Below are 17,075 nucleotides of genomic sequence, written 5' to 3'. Positions count from 1 at the left end.
TAAAATAGTACGCCAGAGTAAATATCACTATCAAAAATCCTAACAATCAAATAGTTAAATAAAAATTAAAAACTTTCAACTGTTCAGAACCGAACACCAATGTTCGATTTTAAGGAGAGCAAAAGCAACTTTGTACGCCTTCACAAATTGAAAAAAGTACAGCACCGATTGGAAGTTGGTATTTCAATAGGCACGGGAACTGAAATCTTTATCTTTGCCAATCGATCATTTAACTATTAAATTAATACTGCATGAAAATTATCATTTCAATTTCCCTCTTTTTCCTAGCCATATCGGCCTCGGCTCAGGGAAAAAGTGAAGCCTTCAAATTTTGGGAAAGTCTGAAAAAACATTGTAACAAGTCCTTTGAAGGAAGCTTATTGAGCACGCCGGCCAATGATGATTTTGCAGGAAAGAAATTGGTTATGCACGTCCGTGCTTGTGATGATAACACCATTCGTATTCCATTTTTTGTAGGGGACAACAAATCCAGAACCTGGATATTGACGTTTGAAAACGACCGTATCCAGCTCAAACACGACCACAGGCATGAGGATGGCAGCGAAGACAAAGTAACTCAATATGGAGGAAAGGCAACCAATTCCGGCTCTGCCAACATTCAGATCTTCCCTGCCGATCAGCAAACCACTGACTTACTACCACATGCTTCAACCAACGTCTGGTGGATAACACTGGATGATAGGTCATTTTCCTATAATCTGCGAAGAATGGGTTCCGACCGCCTTTTTACTGTGTTTTTTGATCTGACCAAAACCGTAGAAAATCCATCTGCACCCTGGGGTTGGAAATAAGAAGACCGCTACTTCCAGCGTTAACAATTCAAACAACAATTCATTATGCCGTTTATAGATTACAATTTAGAAAAAACCTTCAAAATATGGGATGGAATTTCTGGTACGATAGCCCATTCTGATCAGGCAACTTATTGCCGCTTCACAATTGAAAGCGGTTCTGTGTTGCCTGTCCACAGCCATGTACATGAGCAATGGTGTCACGTTCTGGAAGGCGAACTGGAATTTGACATTGATGGAGAGAAAAAATTGCTGAAAGCGGGTATGTCTGCATTTATCCCTTCCTGGGCACCGCATTCGGCAGTGGCACTAACAGAATGCAAAGTTCTGGATTGTTTCACTCCTGTGAGAGAAGATTTCAGAGCGTTGCAAGCAAAGATGAGCCAGGAGTAGTTTTAGTGACTATTTCTATTGACAGTCGTCAGCGATAGGGGTTAAACACGATGCTGAATTGGCCAACATTCCAGAAGCAATTAAACGTTAACTTTGATAAGCAAATTGCAATTTTAACGGGAAATGAAACCGCCATGGGAATAATCGAAACAATCAAAATGATAACCTTGGAAGAAGGGATTGAAAAGGGTATCGAACAAGGTCGTAATGAAGAGAAAATTACGTTTGTGAAGAACCTTCTTTCTAACACCGATTTTGATATTTCTAAAATAGCTCGTCTTCCGGAGTATCTGAGACGTTTGTTAAAAATGTAAGACAAAGTCTTGCGTAAATAAGAAAGCTCAAGACTTTGTCTTAGAAAACACCTATTCACTCCTCAAACTCTTCACCGGGTTCATCAGCGCTGCCCTAATACTCTGGAAACTTACTGTTCCAAATGCGATAAGGGTAGATAATGACGCTGCTGCCGCGAAAATCCACCAGTGAATATCGGTACGGTATGCAAAGCCCTGCAACCATTTATACATTCCATAGTAGGCGACCGGGGACGCAATCAAAAATGCAATTAATACCAGTTTAAGAAAATCCTTTGAGAGCAGACCTACAATGCTGCCGACCGATGCACCCATTACCTTCCTCACGCCTATTTCCTTGGTGCGCTGCGCGGTGCTGTACGATGCAAGACCTAACAAACCGAGACAGGAAATAAAAATAGCCAGGATTGCAAAGTTGAAAAAAAGTTTCTCAAAACGCTCTTCACTTCTGTACTGACGATCGAAAAACTCATCCATAAAATAGTAACTGAATGGCCTGTCAGGCATAATGGTTTTCCACTTACTCTCAACCGCCGCCACAATCGCCTTTGTATCTCCTCCGTCGATCTTTACAGATATGAGCTCGCTGCCTCCTGGTTCGATCCGCATGGTAAGCGGCTTAATCACCTCTTGCAAAGAACGAAAATGGAAATCTTTGATCACACCAACAATCTTCCCTTCACGGCCCCATTGTTTGAATCGGCGGCCAATGGCTTGCTCCGGAGAACTGTAACCAAACAGCCTGGCTGCTGCTTCGTTAATCACCATGGCCTGCGTTGTATCAGTTCCGAACGTTCTTGAAAAAGGTCGTCCGGCTGCCATTTTAAGGTTAAACTGCGTAATGTAATCAAAGTCGACGAAATATAGATCCAGATTCGCTATTTGTAAATCGCCACTTTTATTTTCTATTTCTGAGTAAGCTCCCGGATTGCCACCACCAGGAACGCTGGAAGATGCAGCAGTTGATTTTATTCCGGCAATTCCTTTGAGTGATTCTTTAAATGCTTCACGTTTTGGATCGCCCTGCGAATTAACGATCAGCATCTGGTCTTTACTGAAACCAAGGTCACGGTTCCGCATGTAGTCCATTTGTGTAAAAACGACGATTGTGGCAATAATAAGCGCTATCGATATACCAAACTGAAATGTAACCAGCCCCTTACGAAGCAAAATCCCTTTTACACTTGTTGTAAAACGCCCTTTCAAAACCACCACAGGTTCAAACGATGAAAGTACCATCGCCGGATAACTACCAGCCAGAATTCCGATGATGATTGCTGCAACAAAAAGTCCGCCAACAAAAGGAAGGCTACTCAATATACCAGTGCTGATGATTTTGCCTGAAAGGTTGTTAAAAAGTGGCAATAATGCCGCGGACAGAATAACTGCAAACACAAAGGCGATCAGGCAAAGAAGAATGGATTCACTGATGAATTGTCTGGCAAGTAAACTACGTGGAGCACCTACAACTTTACGTATACCTACTTCCTTGGCACGTTCCACCGAACGCGCTGTTGTCAGGTTTACAAAGTTGATGCAGGCAATAAGCAGAATGAAAACAGCTACTACCGAGAATACATATACGTTATTCATACTTCCCCCATCGTCGGAACCCCGGGTAGATAGCAAATGCACATCAGCCAATGGTTCCAGAAAAAGCGTGTAATGCATATTCATTTCGTCCATCAATTTTCCGGCACGGTTTTTCAGAAATGCGGGAAGTTTACTTTCCAGCGCTTTACCAGTTGTTCCGGGTTTTAAAAGCAAGTAGGTTGTTGCACCAAAGTTACCCCATTGATCGTCCAGGCCCTTATTGAACCGCTGAGTCTGGGTTGACATGGAAACAAACATGTCTCCTTTGATCTGCGAATTCTCCGGAATATCTTTCATCACACCCGTAACAGTGGCGGGCAAGCCATCTCCTGACAAGAGTAAGGTCTGTCCAATCGGATCATTATCTCCAAAATATTTCTTCGCAGCTTTTTCAGTAAAAACCAGACTCAGCTGATCCTTCAATGCAGTGGCAGGATTTCCTTTAATCAATTCAAAATCAAAAACCTGAAAAAAGGTTGAATCTGCAAATACCGTTTTTTCTTCCTGAAACTTGATATCCCCTTTTCTAACCAAAAAACTACCACCGCTTACGCGGGTAAAAGCTTCTACTTCCGGAAAGTCATTTTTAATATTTGGAGCAAAAGCCCAAGATGTCACACCTGTATTGATTGTTTCAGAAGGTGTTTTGATATCGGTAACCAGTCGATAGATCCTGTCGGCTTTGGAGTTGAAACGGTCATAGGTTAGCTCGAAATTGACGTAGAGAAATATAAGAAAGCAAGCCGACATCCCGACTGTCAACCCCATAATGTTTATGAAAGAAAATACCTTATGCTTCCAAAGATTCCGGAACGCTATTTTTAAATAATTTTTTATCATGGCTAGTATGTATTATGGGTATGTGATGCGTGTCCAAAGACTAAATAGACGTCTGAGCTTCTCTTTATTCGCTTTTCAAACTTTTTACAGGATTCATCAGCGCGGCTTTTATACTTTGAAAACTTACTGTTCCAACTGCAACAAAAATGGCAGCCAAGCCCACTCCAATAAAGATTAACGGACTAATTTCGATACGATACGCATAGTTATCAAGCCACTTTTGCATGAAGAACCAGGCAAGCGGTGAAGCAATGAGGATGGCAATGACCACCAGTTTGACAAAATCCCTGGAAAGCACAAAAACGAGGTTGGGTATACTGGCACCCAAAACTTTACGGACACCAATTTCTTTGGTTCTCTGCTCAATCACAATCAGCGCAACTGCGAACAAACCAAGACATGACAATAAGATAGCAATGCCCGATGCAAGGCTAAAAATATTGGATAAACGTTGCTCTTCTTTGTACCAGTTATCGGTATTTTCATCCATGAAAGTACCTTTAAATTCAGATTCCGGCGTAATTTCTTTCCAGATACCTTTCAGCTTATCCATTGATACATTAAGACTTTGTGGGGTAACTCTCACAAATATGTAGAGGGGTGTCCGGGAAAGGTGTATGGTGATTGGATTTTTATCATTTTTGACCGAATAAAGGTTAAAATCCGGAATCAGCCCAATGATTTGAATCTTACTTCCAGCTGAATCGGTCTGAAAATACTTACCAACCGGGTCCGTCTCTCCAATTTTTTTCGCCATACTTTCGGTGATGATAACTCTATCGAGCGAGTCGGCGGGATAAGCCGGATCGAATTCCCGTCCACCAAGTAATTTGATGTTCAGCGTTTTCAAATATTCGTAATCAACACCAAGCCAGTCGGTCGACACCTCCTTTTCTTTGTATGTAAATCCAAGTACACTTCGGTAAGTACTTTTGTCAGCACCCACACCAAGGTTCACTTCCGAGCCCGTCACACCAAGAATCGAAGGGTCAGAAGCCAGTTTGTTTCTCATTCTTTGCAATGCCTGAAATCCGTCTACTTTATTACCAACCGGAATACTGATCACCTCCTCTTTCTGAAAACCCAGTGGCTGATTTCGCAAATGATTAACCTGCTGAACGGCGATAATGGTACAACAAATCAACAAACTCGACAAAGTGAACTGGGTAATGATCAGCGAATTGCGCAGTATACCCGGCTTCTTCATGGTCAACTTTCCTTTCAATACTTCCACTGCATTGAACTTGGACATTTGCCATGCCGGATAGCCTCCCGCCAAGGTTGTAACCAGCACAAAAAGTCCGAGGATAAGCACGAGTTTGTCCGGCTGTAACATGTAATCCAGGGTCAGCTTCGACTTGAAGGTTGCGTTAAATGTAGGCAAGAGCAACATGGATAGAATAACTCCGATCAAAAATCCAACGAAACATATCACCGCCGCTTCGCCCCATATCTGTACAAAAAGCTGGTTTTTAAGCGCGCCAAGTGATTTCCTGACACCAACTTCTCTCGCTCGGATAAAAGATCTGGCAACGTTTAGATTGATAAAATTGATGCAGGCAATAAGTAATATAAAAAACGCGATACCCATTAATGCATACACCAACGTGGCCGGTGTGCTTCCACCTGTTGCTAATTCTGTTCCAAAGTGAACATTCGACATTTTTTGAAGCCTTATAGCAAACACATCCCCACGTTCGTCGGGTTTTGCTCCTTTCTTTTCCAGGCTCGCAAAACTCTCGGTCAGATATTTCCGGGCAAATGGCTTCAATTTTTTTTCAAAGGCATCGCGATTGGTATTCGGAGATAATTTTAAGAATACTAAATGAGAACGCGAGTCCCAGGCATCTTTCTGCGACTGATAATCGCTTACATTCTCGGATCTTATAAAAGCATCGAACTCTATTGTGGAGTTATCAGGAAAATCTCCGAGCACTCCGCTTACCACATATTGTTTTTTATTGGCACCCAAACCAAGCTGTAACGTTTTTCCCATCGGGTCTTCCGTTCCGAATACAGATTTGGCCATATTTTCACTGATGATAATATTGCTTAAATCTTTGAGCGCACTTTCTTTGTTTCCCTTAATCAGCGGAAACGAAAATATCTTCAAAAAGTCAGGATCAGTAAATTTGACTTGTTTATCAAAATATTTTCCTTTGTACTCCACCACATCACCTCCGTTTACGACACGTGCGATGCCTTCGATCTCTGGAAATTCTGCTTTAAGCGCAGGCGTGAGCGGAAACGGCATTGTTGTGGTTTTACCAGCTTTTTCGGGATCATTCGAGAAAAAATAAGTCTGATATATCCTGTCTCCATCCTCATGGAAGTTGTCAAAGGTCAGTTGGAAATAGGACGTAAGAAAAAGAAAAACACTGACGCAGAATGCTACTGAGAGTCCGACAATATTGATAAAGGCATAACCCTTACTTTTCCAGATATTACGGAACGCAATTTTGAGGTAGTTTTTAAACATGGCTGTTGGCGATAGGCTTTTAGCTCTTGGCTATTTGATATAGATTACAATGTCCATTGAATTATCATACCAAATCTCCAATGTCAATGTAATGAACTATGAATAAGATAGTTAATAGAAATAAAATTTCAGTAAAATGTTCACTAACGAACAGTTTGTTCGTTAGTGAACTTCGTTAAATTGATATTCGTGAATTGTTTTGCTTTCGCTATATTTGTGTACAAGCAAATAAAATGAATGGATATGAGCGATTTAACCATACATACCAAACTCGATATTTTACCTCAGGAACTAAAAAACGAGGTCAATGACTTTATAGATTTTTTAATCCAAAAATCTACTAAAAATAAAACATCCGTTATCCCAAAATTCGGAAGTGCAAAAGGTAAAATTAAAATGTCTGCTGATTTCGACGCTCCTCTGGATGATTTCAAAGATTATATGTGATGAATTTTTTACTTGATACGCATGCCTTTCTTTGGTTTATAAATGGTGATGCCGAGCTATCAAAAGAAGCCCGAGATATTATTGAAAACTCAGAAAACACCAAATTCATCAGTATTGCCACATTTTGGGAAATAGCGATTAAAATCAATATTGGTAAGTTACAGCTTGACATGCCGTTTCAAGAGCTGGAATACCATGCTTCGATAAATGGATTCAGACTGTTACCGATTACATTTCGACATACCAATAAAATAATTAATCTACCTCTGCATCACAAAGATCCTTTTGACAGAATTATTATTGCTCAGGCAAGTTGCGATAATCTTTCCATAATTGGTAAGGATCCCTACTTCCAGGACTATGATGTAAACATGAGTTGGTAATCACGCCTCCACTCACTCCGATTTCAAAGACTTTACTGGATTTGTAATTGCCGCCTTAATCGCTTGTGAACTCACTGTGATCATCGCAATAATAATGGCCAGTGCTCCGGCAGCTGCGAACATCCACCATTGAATGCTGATTTTGTAGGCAAAATCCTGCAACCATTTGTTCATCACATACCAGGTTAGCGGCGTTGCAATAACAATGGAGACAACCACAAGTTTGATGAAATCTCCGGAGAGCAACCCTACTATATTTCCAACGGATGCTCCTAACACTTTACGGACACCTATTTCCTTAATCCGCTGCTGTGCGGCAAATGTAGCCAGGCCGAAGAGTCCGAGACAGGATATTAAGATTGAAATGATTGTAAACGAATTTACAATACGGGCCGTTCTGGCATCGGCAGTGTAGTTTCTTTGAAAATCTTCATTCAGAAAGCTGTAAGAAAATGGTTCATCCGGTACCATAGCTTTCCATTTGGTTTCAAGAAATGGTAACACTTTGCCAATGTCCGCCGTGCCGACATGCGCAATAATGTAGTTGAAATCATTATTAAACTGAGGAAAAAACGCATATGGTTCTATTGCCTGATGCAAACCTGCAAAATGAAAATCCTTCACAACGCCTACAATTTCAATCCCTTGCGATTTCCCTTCACCATCGTCATAATGTAATTTTGATCCGACAGCTTTATCAAGCGCAATACCAAACTTCTTTATCGTTGCTTCATTTACGACCATTTTGAAATTCGTATCTCCTGGAAACTCGGCCGAGAGCATTCTACCGGCAGCCATTTCAAATCCCATTGTGTTCATGAAATCCGGGGCTACCCAATTGGTTTTCACAATTGAGCTTTCGTTCATAGATAGATCGGAACGGTAAACAGACATATCGCCAGGATTTTGAATTCCCGGATAATAAGATGTTCCTGATGCAGAAGCGATCTGATTATTTTGCAAAATTTCACTTCGCAGCGATGAATAAGCCTTTTTCGCCTGTTCACTGCGCAATGGAATTACAATCTGCTGATCCTTTGTGAAACCCAATGGCTGGTCGCGCATGAAACTGATCTGGCCCTGAATAACCATTGTTGCTACCACAAGCCCGATGGAAATTACAAATTGAAATACTACCAGTCCGCGCCGTAGTGCTGTTGCGGAAACGGAGTTGACAAACTTTCCTTTGATAACATCAAGCGGATTGAAAACCGATAAATAAAATGCAGGATAGCTACCTGATAATAAACCGGTCAGCACGGCAAGCAAAAGAAAGGAAACGATTATTTCCGGCTTAAAAAGGTCTGAAACCAGCAAATTCTTGTCGGAAAGCTGATTAAATAATGGTAAAAACACCACCACCGATATCAATGCGAAGATCAGGGCCAGAAAGGTAAGAACCATTGATTCACCCAAAAACTGACCGATTAGTCCTCCTTTTCCTGCCCCCATCACTTTTCTCATCCCAACTTCCGCCGCCCGTTTCGCAGAACGCGCTGTTGAAAGATTCATGAAATTGATGCACGCAATAAGCAATGTAAAAATGGCAATAGACGCAAGCACGTATAGGTAGGTTGTGCTCGTAGTTGGTGTAATGATGTCAGTTATCTTGTTAAATAAATGAATATCAGTCACCGGAAGTAAGCTCATGTGTTTTGCGTAACCAGCAGCTTTGATATCCTTACCTGCATATTTATCCACAAACGCAGGTAGTTTTTTGTTGAATTTTTCAGGATCAGTACCTGGCTTTACGCGTATGTAGGTGTAAAACATGTTGTTGTTGGTAAAATCCAGATTACCTTCCCGCAAGTAATTACCAACCCAACCCGACATCATGGGCATGAAATAACGTGCATCGTAATGAGAGCGTGCGCTTTCATCCTTGTACACACCCGTAACCTTAAAGTTTTCCCCATTGCCATCGGTTCCTCCTATATTGATCGTTTTGTTTATCGCAGAGACGTTACCAAAAAGTTTGGCTGCAACATCTTCTGATAACACCACGGAATGCGGATCGTTTAAGGCAGTTTTGGGATCGCCCTCCACAAATTGATAAGAAAACATATCGAAAAACGTGGAATCAACATGGCAGCCTTTCGTTTCAAAGACTGATTTTACGGTTTTTCCGGAATCCACCACTTTCAGCAAAGTCTTGTTTTCAAGGAAATTTATCCATGTGCGGGTAACCTGCACCACTTCCGGAAATTCCTGTTTCAAGGCTCCAGCATAAGGTGCCGGAGCACGCGGATTGTCCATTTTCTCGCCACTAAAACGCACATTTTCACTCCTGACAAGATACAATTCATTGGCATGCTCCTGATGTTTATCAAATGAAACTTCGCTCAGTATATACAACAGCAATAACATGCAACAGGTAAGGCCAACCGACAGACCAAACACGTTGATAAAGGAGAAAAGCTTGCTTTTTAGCAAGTTTCGCCAGGCGATTTTTAGATAGTTTTCAAACATGGCTATGAGCTTTTAGCAGTCTGCAATTAGCTTTTCTTTAAAATTATTTTACTTAACAGAATAGCATTCTGATGCCTTCGTTTGTGTCCTCACAAACGAATTGAGACTAATAGGAGCTGTTTGTGGGGACACAAACAGCGGCTGGAAATTGGCTTTCATATCACAGTTTCTGCCCCCACAAACTGCCATTTGTTATGTCTATTGGTCGGCAACTGACAAGTTTGCAAAATCACCGTCTGAACCATTCCCAACCCAGAAACCGATTTTGTTCCCTTTCTGACCACTTAAAGGTTTCACTACCAAACTTGGCGCTGAACTTTTATTCACAAAAACGCTCACCTCATCATTCTTAATAACCAGCCGGCAATGAAACCATTCATCTGGTTCAGGAGCAGGATTTATAGGCTGTTCGTATTTATTTGGAAACTCCGAACGCAACTTTGGCCAGTCGTATTTAGGAAGCGAAATGTATTGTACAGAATGATTTCTTCTCTCTTCTTCTTTTGACTTGAAATTGAAAGGACGAAAATAAACGGCGTCGTAAGTGCTGTCGTTGGAGCTGTGAAAGGCGATTCCAACGAAGCTTTGTTGCAGTACGTTTTTTCCTTTTACGTCAAACTCAATAGTTCCATCTTTAAACTCAACGCCTTCCAACCAGGCAACACCAGCACCTTCTTTCTCATTTAAATGGATATAAGAGCCTTTGGAGCCGGAGGAAACAATACTTACTTCACGATTGTAAGCCTTGATGGATTTGTCAACAACCAGTTTTGACAAATCAACCTCAACATGCTGAGCAAAAGCGGTAATAGACCATATACCGGCTACTAGTGGCAGGATTAATTTTTTCAAAATGAATTCGATCATTGTCATTAGGAAATTGTATTTATGTTAATGTCCTCAACGGACTGGGAGCTAATAGATAGTTCTCGTATTAGATAACTGTACCAGCCATCAAACTACAAATCAAAACGTTGTATTTCAATAAGTTAAATACTTTCCAAAACAAAAAAGTGTTCGATTTTGGACACTTTTCGTTCGGTTTTGGGATTGACATTTTGAGCTTAATCTAAGAAAGACAGCCTATTAAGATTAAAAAAAAGAAGCACGTACCGTCTTCATTTGTACTCCCCTCAAAAAAACTCAAAACCATTATCTAAGCCCTCACACCATACAAAGCCCTTTGTAGGCAAGCAGACGGCGGCTGAGAGAGGCGTATTAATTAAGAATTCTTAAAGCTTAGTCAAGAACAGACTGACAGTGTTATCTTTAAATAATAAAAGTATTGAAGTAAAAACTTGCAATATTTACATAAAATACTTTATCAACTTAATTATTCAGCTCATGAAAAAGTTACTTCTTCCACTGCTTTCATGTCTCGCTATTTTTGATGTTGCCAACGGTCAAATACCAAAAAGCGAGGTCAAAGGAAATAAAATTATAACAACCGTCGACCGAAAAACCCTACCCTTTTCCCATATTAAGGTAATAGGCTTGCATGCGACCCTTGAAAAGGGTAACCAAGAAACAATTCGAATTCAGGCTGAGTCCAATATTGTAAAGTATGTACAGTCAAGTGTAGTTGGAGACACTTTAATCATTCAACCTGATATGTCAATACCGCTAAGAGACATTCATTCTCCGGTTGTTCATATATCTTTTAAAAATATAAAAAGCATTTTAGGAAGTGTTGCCGAAATAAAATTGCTATCTCCCATTGAATCAGATTCGCTGGTTCTCAAACTTCAAACGGCCTCACGTGTAGAAGGCGAGATCTATTCCAAATTTCTTGATTTAAAACTTTTAACGAGCCAAGCTGTACTTTCCGGTACTGCCTTGGAGGCCAAAATGTCTTTGATAACTAAATCAAATTTAGAGGGTAAAGACTTAAAAATACAGAATTTGACACTATGGACAGAGACATTAAGTAAGGCAGACTTAAATGTATCACAGGAGATAACCGCTTCCATACTAGGTGACAATGAAATTTCAAATGCGGGAGCTGCGATCGCCGTGGTAAAACAGGCACCTATTGATAAAATGTTTGTTCCCAAATTCACAAACGGTCGTCCTGATATCTACAAGTTTGAAAAGTAATTGAAGCCTGAATAAAAATGATTATTCCTGTTATGATTCCTACCGCCGCAGTTTGTGTCTCCACAAACTGCCTTTTACAATCTCTCGTTTGTGAGGACACAAACGAGGGCAAGGGCCGTTAGGATCCCCTAAGCCCTATTCACTCTTCAAAGATTTCACCGGATTCATCAAAGCCGCTTTTACACTCTGAAAACTCACCGTCAACAGCGCAATCACAATAGCCAGAACGCCGGCCAGAACAAACACCCACCACTGAATTTCAATTTTGTAAGCAAACCCCTCCAGCCACCTGCTCATTCCATACCAGCCAAGAGGAATTGCAAGTGTAATGGCCATCAGCACGGGCTTGACAAAGTCCTTGGAGAGCTGTACCACAACAGAAATTACTGATGCTCCCAAAACCTTCCGGACACCTATTTCCTTCGTCCTTCTTTCAGCAGCGAATGCGCTTAGGCCAAATAACCCCAGGCACGCAATAAAAATGGCCGTAAAAGCGAATGTTGCAAACAGCTTTTGGATACGCTGTTCAGATCGATACATGGCGTCAAAATCCTCATTCAAAAAGGAATACTCGAAAGCCAGCCCGGGATACAGTTGTTTCCAGGTAGCTTCCATAGCCTTGATAACAGGAGGAAAATCTGTTGTATTCAACTTAAAAGAGACTGCCTCAGGAAAGGCTTTTTCGATACTGGAACTCAACATACCACCATTAATAACCATAACAAGTGGCTGGATTTTATCCCTTAACGACTCATAATGAAAATCCTGAACTACTCCGATAATCGTCAGCAATTCTCCTCCTGGCTTGTGCATCGTTTTTCCGATCGGGTTTTTGTATCCCAGTCGTTTGGCCGCACTTTGATTAATAATTACGGATTCCTGATCTGATGTACTGCTTTCTCTGAAATTCCTTCCTGCAACAAGTTTCAGGCTGAATGTGGTTAAATAATCAGGATCCACCATCCATTCCTGCATATTGATAGAATTCCGTTCATCTGTCTCATTTTCAGCAAACCACATATCGTTCCATCTGTTGGAAACTACTGGTAAAAAACCACTAACAGCACCACTTCCAATGCCCGGATTTCTCAGAACCTCATTTTTGAATACCTGAATTCCACTTCTATCGACAAGAGCGGTTTTGACAATTACAACCTGTTCTTTATCAAATCCGACCCGCTGGCTCTGAATGTAACGCAGCTGCTGATTAACCAGCAAGGTGCCAATGATAAGTAATACAGATATTGAAAATTGCAATACAACCAATGTGGTCCGCAACATCTGACTTCGGTTTCCTGTTGATGCAATCCCTTTTAAAGCAGAAATGGGTTTAAATGCCGAAAGAAAAAATGCCGGGTAAATTCCCGCCAAAATCCCCACAATTGCAGTGCCTCCCAGCAGGCAGGCTATTCCAGAAATACTGATCAAATTCGATACATTCAGTTGCTTGGCTGCAAGCGAATTGAATCCGGGTAAAAGCAGATACAGCATCACAATTCCAACTACAAGCGCCAAAACAGTAGTCAGCATTGATTCGGATAAAAATTGAAACACCAGCACGTTCCGGTTGGAGCCCATAACTTTTCGGACGCCTATCTCGCGTGATCTTTTGGCAGACCTGGCTGTTGTCAGATTTATGAAGTTGAACACCGCAATGAGCAGGATGAACACGCCGATCAGCACAAACATGACTACGGACGAAATGCTATTATTCGGAGCCAGCTCCCCTTCCCTGTTGGAATAAAGATGAATTTCCGAAAGCGGCATCAGTGAATAACCGAAGTCGTTACCCGCTTTTCTGGTTTTGGCCAATGTTGTTTGAAAATACCGTTGCAGTGCAGGATCCAGATAAGTCTGGACTATTTGCTCAAACTTCGCATCCAGCAAAGCAGGATTACTTCCGGGTCTGAGCAGTACATAAGTATTGAAGATATGATTTCCCCACTTGGCGGCCTTTGCATTCTGGGTTTCGTATAAAGGCAATAAAAAGTCGGCCTCAAAATGGGACTGTGCAGGAATATCCAGTATAACGCCGGTTACTTTCCGCACCTCTTTATTGTCGAAAACGAGTGTTTGGTTGAGTGCACTCTCTGTCCCAAAGTATTTCTTTGCCATACTTTCGGTGATTACCACCGACTGCGGATCTGCAAGTGCTTTTTTAGGATTTCCGGCTAACATCGGAAGTGTGAAAACTTCAAAAACAGTTGAATCAGCATACAGTATTTTCTGTTCACGAATCGCAACTTCTTTACTTTTCACAAGCTGACTACCCGACTTACCCAACCGGGTGGCTGCCTCCACTTCCGGGAAATCCTGTTTTAAAGTTTGCCCCATAGGCGTTGGAGCAACAGCGATCTCTGTACTCTTTCCACCCGAAGTCAGCAAACCGTTTACCCGGTAAATCCGGTCAACATTAAGGTTAAACTGATCGTAACTCAACTCATCCTGAACATACAACACACTTAATGTACAAGCGGCCAATCCAAGAGCCAACCCCAAAATGGTTAGTGCAGAATATCCTTTACTCTGAGTAAGATTCCGCCAGGCAATTTTGAGATTATTTCGAAGCATATAATTGGATGTCATCTTATTAACTCCGTAAACTGATGAGCTATTCAATCTTTAAAAACTTTTTCCGACACGGTTTGTATCTCCACAATTCCCCGCCGTTTGTGTCCTCACAAACGGCTCCTCAGCGGGACACAAACGAAGCGCTGTATTTTCCACAAGCAGTTTATTCTTCGTCCCAGCTATTCACTCTTCAATGACTTCACCGGGTTCATCAAAGCCGCCCTAATGCTCTGATAGCTCACCGTAAGCAGTGCAATTACGATGGCCAGTACACCGGCAATGGCAAACATCCACCACGAGATTTCAATGTGATAGGCGAAATCCTGCAACCAGGTATTCATGGCGTACCAGGCAATGGGGCTGCCCAGGAGAATTGAGATCAGTACCAATTTGATAAAATCTTTGGATAAAAGACCCACGATACTACCCACACTTGCTCCCAATACCTTCCGTACGCCTATTTCTTTCGTACGTCTTTCTGCCGTGTAAGCCGACAATCCAAAAAGCCCAAGACAACCGATGATTATCGAAATAATAGCGAAGGTGATGAAAATCTGTCCAACGCGCTGTTCGCTCCTGTATTGTTTGTCGAAATCCGCATCCATAAACTCATATGCAAACGGCTGACCCGGTGCCATACTTTTCCAAAGATTTCCGATCTGACTAACGGTTTGCTGGTAATCATTACCTTTCAATTTGATTGCCACTAGGCCCTGACTTGGTTTAAGAACCATGCTCAGTCCGCCTATATTGTCACGGAGTGACGCGAAATGGAAGTTTTTCACCACGCCAATAATCGTAAACGTTTCACGTTCATTGCCATAAGGGTCATCCATATTGAATATTTTCTTTCCGATCGGATCGGCAAAGCCGAGGATTTTGGCGGCAGTTTCATTAATAATGATCCCCGAAGAATCCGAAGGAAAATCTTCCAGAAAGGCTCTTCCAGTCTTAATCTCAAGATTCAAGGTTTTGACAAAATCGTGATCCACCGCCCATTTTTGCATACTCACTCCTTTATCTTGCTGCAACTGACCTTCCGGAAACATGGAATTGTCGCTTCGGGAAGAAGGTGTGGGCAGGAAACTCGTTACCGTGCTACTTTCCACATTGGGCAGTATTGCCACTTGCTCTTTGAAAGCACTAGACTTTTTGTCGAGTGCATAGGCATTTTTCACGATCAGGATATGCTCTTTGTTGTAACCCAGCTGCTTGGTCTGGATATAATTGAGCTGCTTGTAAATTACACCGGTTCCGATCAGCAGCATCACCGAGATCATGAACTGGAACACTACAAGTGAGTTTCGCAGATATCCACCTTTGCCTTCAATTTCCATAGAGCCCTTTAATACCTTCAACGGCTGGAAAGACGAAAGAAAAAATGCCGGGTAACTACCAGCCATTACGCCCACCACGATTGCAGTAACTACGGCAATGATCCAGAAAAGGACGTTCTGATATGGAAAAACAATTTCTTTATTAGCCAAATTGTTGAACAACGGTAACGCAATAATAGCCAGCAAAACTGCCATTGTCAGCGACAGGAAACTAAGCATGATTGCCTCCGTCAGAAACTGATTGATAAGCGATGATCTTTCCGATCCCAAAGCTTTACGCACCCCTACTTCCTTAGCCCGGTTGGAAGAACGGGCAGTAGCAAGATTCATAAAATTGACACATGCAATGGCGAGTAAAAAAAGCGCAACTACACTAAAAATGTATACGTACTGGATGTTGCTGTTTACCGCAATTTCTGCCTGACGATTGGAATGGAGGTGAATATCGGTCAGTGGCATGAGTGTGTATTTGATGTAACTGCCCGATTTTCTCAGATCGTCCAGCGAAGCTCCCATCACACTTCTCACCCATTTACCAGTATATTTTTCAACAACTGCATCAAAATTCTTTTCAAAAGCAGCCCCACTCACGCCCTCTCTCAGCAACAGATATGTAGCGAAATTATGGCTACCCCAATTGCCCTCCCTGCTGTGTTTGTTGGTACTCATCGAGAGTAGCATATTCAATGTACTCAAATGGGAATGTGTCGGAATATTTTCCATCACCCCCGTAACGGTGTAGGTTTGATTGTTGTTGAGTAACAGGGTTTTACCGATGGGATCTTCCTTCCCGAAATACTTATCGGCATCACGTTCGGAAATTACCAGCGTGTTCGGCTCTGTGAGAATCCTTTTGGTGTCTCCGGCTATCATTGGAATTTGAAAGACCTGAAAAAACGTGGAATCGGCATAGGCCACTTGCGCTTCCTCCAAATTTTCAGTTGTGCCGGTGCGACGAACGAGATAACTGCCATATTTACGCAGCCTTGTCGCTGCCTCCAACTGAGGATATTCCTGTAACATTGTAAAAGCCATCGGATCAGGCGCCTCTGCCAGTTTCATATCGGCTCCGCCAAACCTGATGTCAGAATTGACACGATAAATTCGTTCCGCATTGGTAAAAGATTTGTCATAACTCAGCTCATCAACTACATACAGTGTGATAAGCAGGCAGCTCGCCAAACCAAGTGACAGGCCGAATACATTAAGAAATGTATAAAACTTCTGTTTGCGCAAATTCCGCCAGGCGATTTTTATATAGTTTTTTAGCATTTTTTGGGGTTTTTAGCGAATAGCTGTTAGCTAAGTCGTACTGAAACAAAATTTTCTGATATCTCTTA

Annotated in this window: 12 protein-coding genes; 6 read left to right on the top strand and 6 right to left on the bottom strand. The window is 41.8% G+C overall.

What is annotated here, in order from left to right:
* Positions 1-251 precede the first annotated feature (251 nt).
* The 3 genes from LZG71_RS09535 (at position 252) to LZG71_RS09525 (ending at position 1,519) form a co-directional block, all read left to right on the top strand.
* Complete coding sequence (locus LZG71_RS09535) at positions 252-812, top strand: hypothetical protein (protein ID WP_233819671.1); 561 nt, start codon at positions 252-254, stop codon at positions 810-812.
* Between the two features lie 45 nt (positions 813-857).
* Entirely contained in the window at positions 858-1,205 is a 348-nt protein-coding gene (locus LZG71_RS09530; protein ID WP_233819669.1) for a cupin domain-containing protein, read from the top strand.
* 134 nt (positions 1,206-1,339) lie between these two features.
* A complete protein-coding gene (locus LZG71_RS09525; RefSeq protein WP_233819667.1) occupies positions 1,340-1,519 on the top strand; it encodes a hypothetical protein in 180 nt (59 codons plus the stop codon).
* 51 nt (positions 1,520-1,570) lie between these two features.
* Here LZG71_RS09525 and LZG71_RS09520 read toward each other — a convergent pair whose 3' ends face one another.
* Positions 1,571-3,952 carry an ABC transporter permease gene (locus LZG71_RS09520; RefSeq protein WP_233819665.1) on the bottom strand — a complete coding sequence of 794 codons (2,382 nt, stop codon included), beginning with the start codon at positions 3,950-3,952 and terminating at the stop codon, positions 1,571-1,573.
* 64 nt (positions 3,953-4,016) lie between these two features.
* Positions 4,017-6,431 carry an ABC transporter permease gene (locus tag LZG71_RS09515; RefSeq protein ID WP_233819657.1) on the bottom strand — a complete coding sequence of 805 codons (2,415 nt, stop codon included), beginning with the start codon at positions 6,429-6,431 and terminating at the stop codon, positions 4,017-4,019.
* Between the two features lie 243 nt (positions 6,432-6,674).
* Between LZG71_RS09515 and LZG71_RS09510 the strand changes: the two genes are divergently transcribed.
* Together LZG71_RS09510 and LZG71_RS09505 are read left to right on the top strand one after the other, a co-directional pair.
* Positions 6,675-6,878, top strand: coding sequence for a DUF2281 domain-containing protein (locus LZG71_RS09510; protein WP_233819638.1), 204 nt, complete (start codon positions 6,675-6,677; stop codon positions 6,876-6,878).
* The gene (locus LZG71_RS09505) at positions 6,878-7,261 is read left to right on the top strand and encodes a type II toxin-antitoxin system VapC family toxin (protein WP_233819636.1); all 384 of its coding nucleotides are present in this window, start codon (positions 6,878-6,880) and stop codon (positions 7,259-7,261) included. The genes LZG71_RS09510 and LZG71_RS09505 overlap by 1 nt, the downstream gene beginning before the upstream one ends.
* A 12-nt stretch (positions 7,262-7,273) precedes the next feature.
* Here the strand turns inward: LZG71_RS09505 and LZG71_RS09500 are convergent, their stop codons facing one another.
* Complete coding sequence (locus tag LZG71_RS09500; RefSeq protein ID WP_233819634.1) at positions 7,274-9,730, bottom strand: ABC transporter permease; 2,457 nt, start codon at positions 9,728-9,730, stop codon at positions 7,274-7,276.
* 198 nt (positions 9,731-9,928) lie between these two features.
* On the bottom strand, positions 9,929-10,597 hold the full coding sequence (locus tag LZG71_RS09495; RefSeq protein ID WP_233819617.1) for a hypothetical protein: 669 nt from the start codon (positions 10,595-10,597) through the stop codon (positions 9,929-9,931).
* A 477-nt stretch (positions 10,598-11,074) separates the two neighbouring features.
* Between LZG71_RS09495 and LZG71_RS09490 the strand changes: the two genes are divergently transcribed.
* The gene (locus LZG71_RS09490) at positions 11,075-11,827 is read left to right on the top strand and encodes a GIN domain-containing protein (RefSeq protein ID WP_233819608.1); all 753 of its coding nucleotides are present in this window, start codon (positions 11,075-11,077) and stop codon (positions 11,825-11,827) included.
* Between the two features lie 135 nt (positions 11,828-11,962).
* On the opposite strand, the gene LZG71_RS09485 is transcribed toward LZG71_RS09490, so the two are convergent.
* Positions 11,963-14,398 carry an ABC transporter permease gene (locus tag LZG71_RS09485; RefSeq protein ID WP_233819606.1) on the bottom strand — a complete coding sequence of 812 codons (2,436 nt, stop codon included), beginning with the start codon at positions 14,396-14,398 and terminating at the stop codon, positions 11,963-11,965.
* Between the two features lie 179 nt (positions 14,399-14,577).
* Positions 14,578-17,007: an ABC transporter permease gene (locus LZG71_RS09480; RefSeq protein WP_233819595.1), complete on the bottom strand. Its 2,430-nt coding sequence runs from the start codon at positions 17,005-17,007 to the stop codon at positions 14,578-14,580.
* Positions 17,008-17,075: the final 68 nt, after the last annotated feature.

This window comes from Dyadobacter sp. CY312 (genome assembly GCF_021390535.1).
Lineage (GTDB): Bacteria > Bacteroidota > Bacteroidia > Cytophagales > Spirosomataceae > Dyadobacter.
Note: the sequence above shows the minus strand (reverse complement) of the source record. Positions and strands in the feature narration are given on the sequence as shown.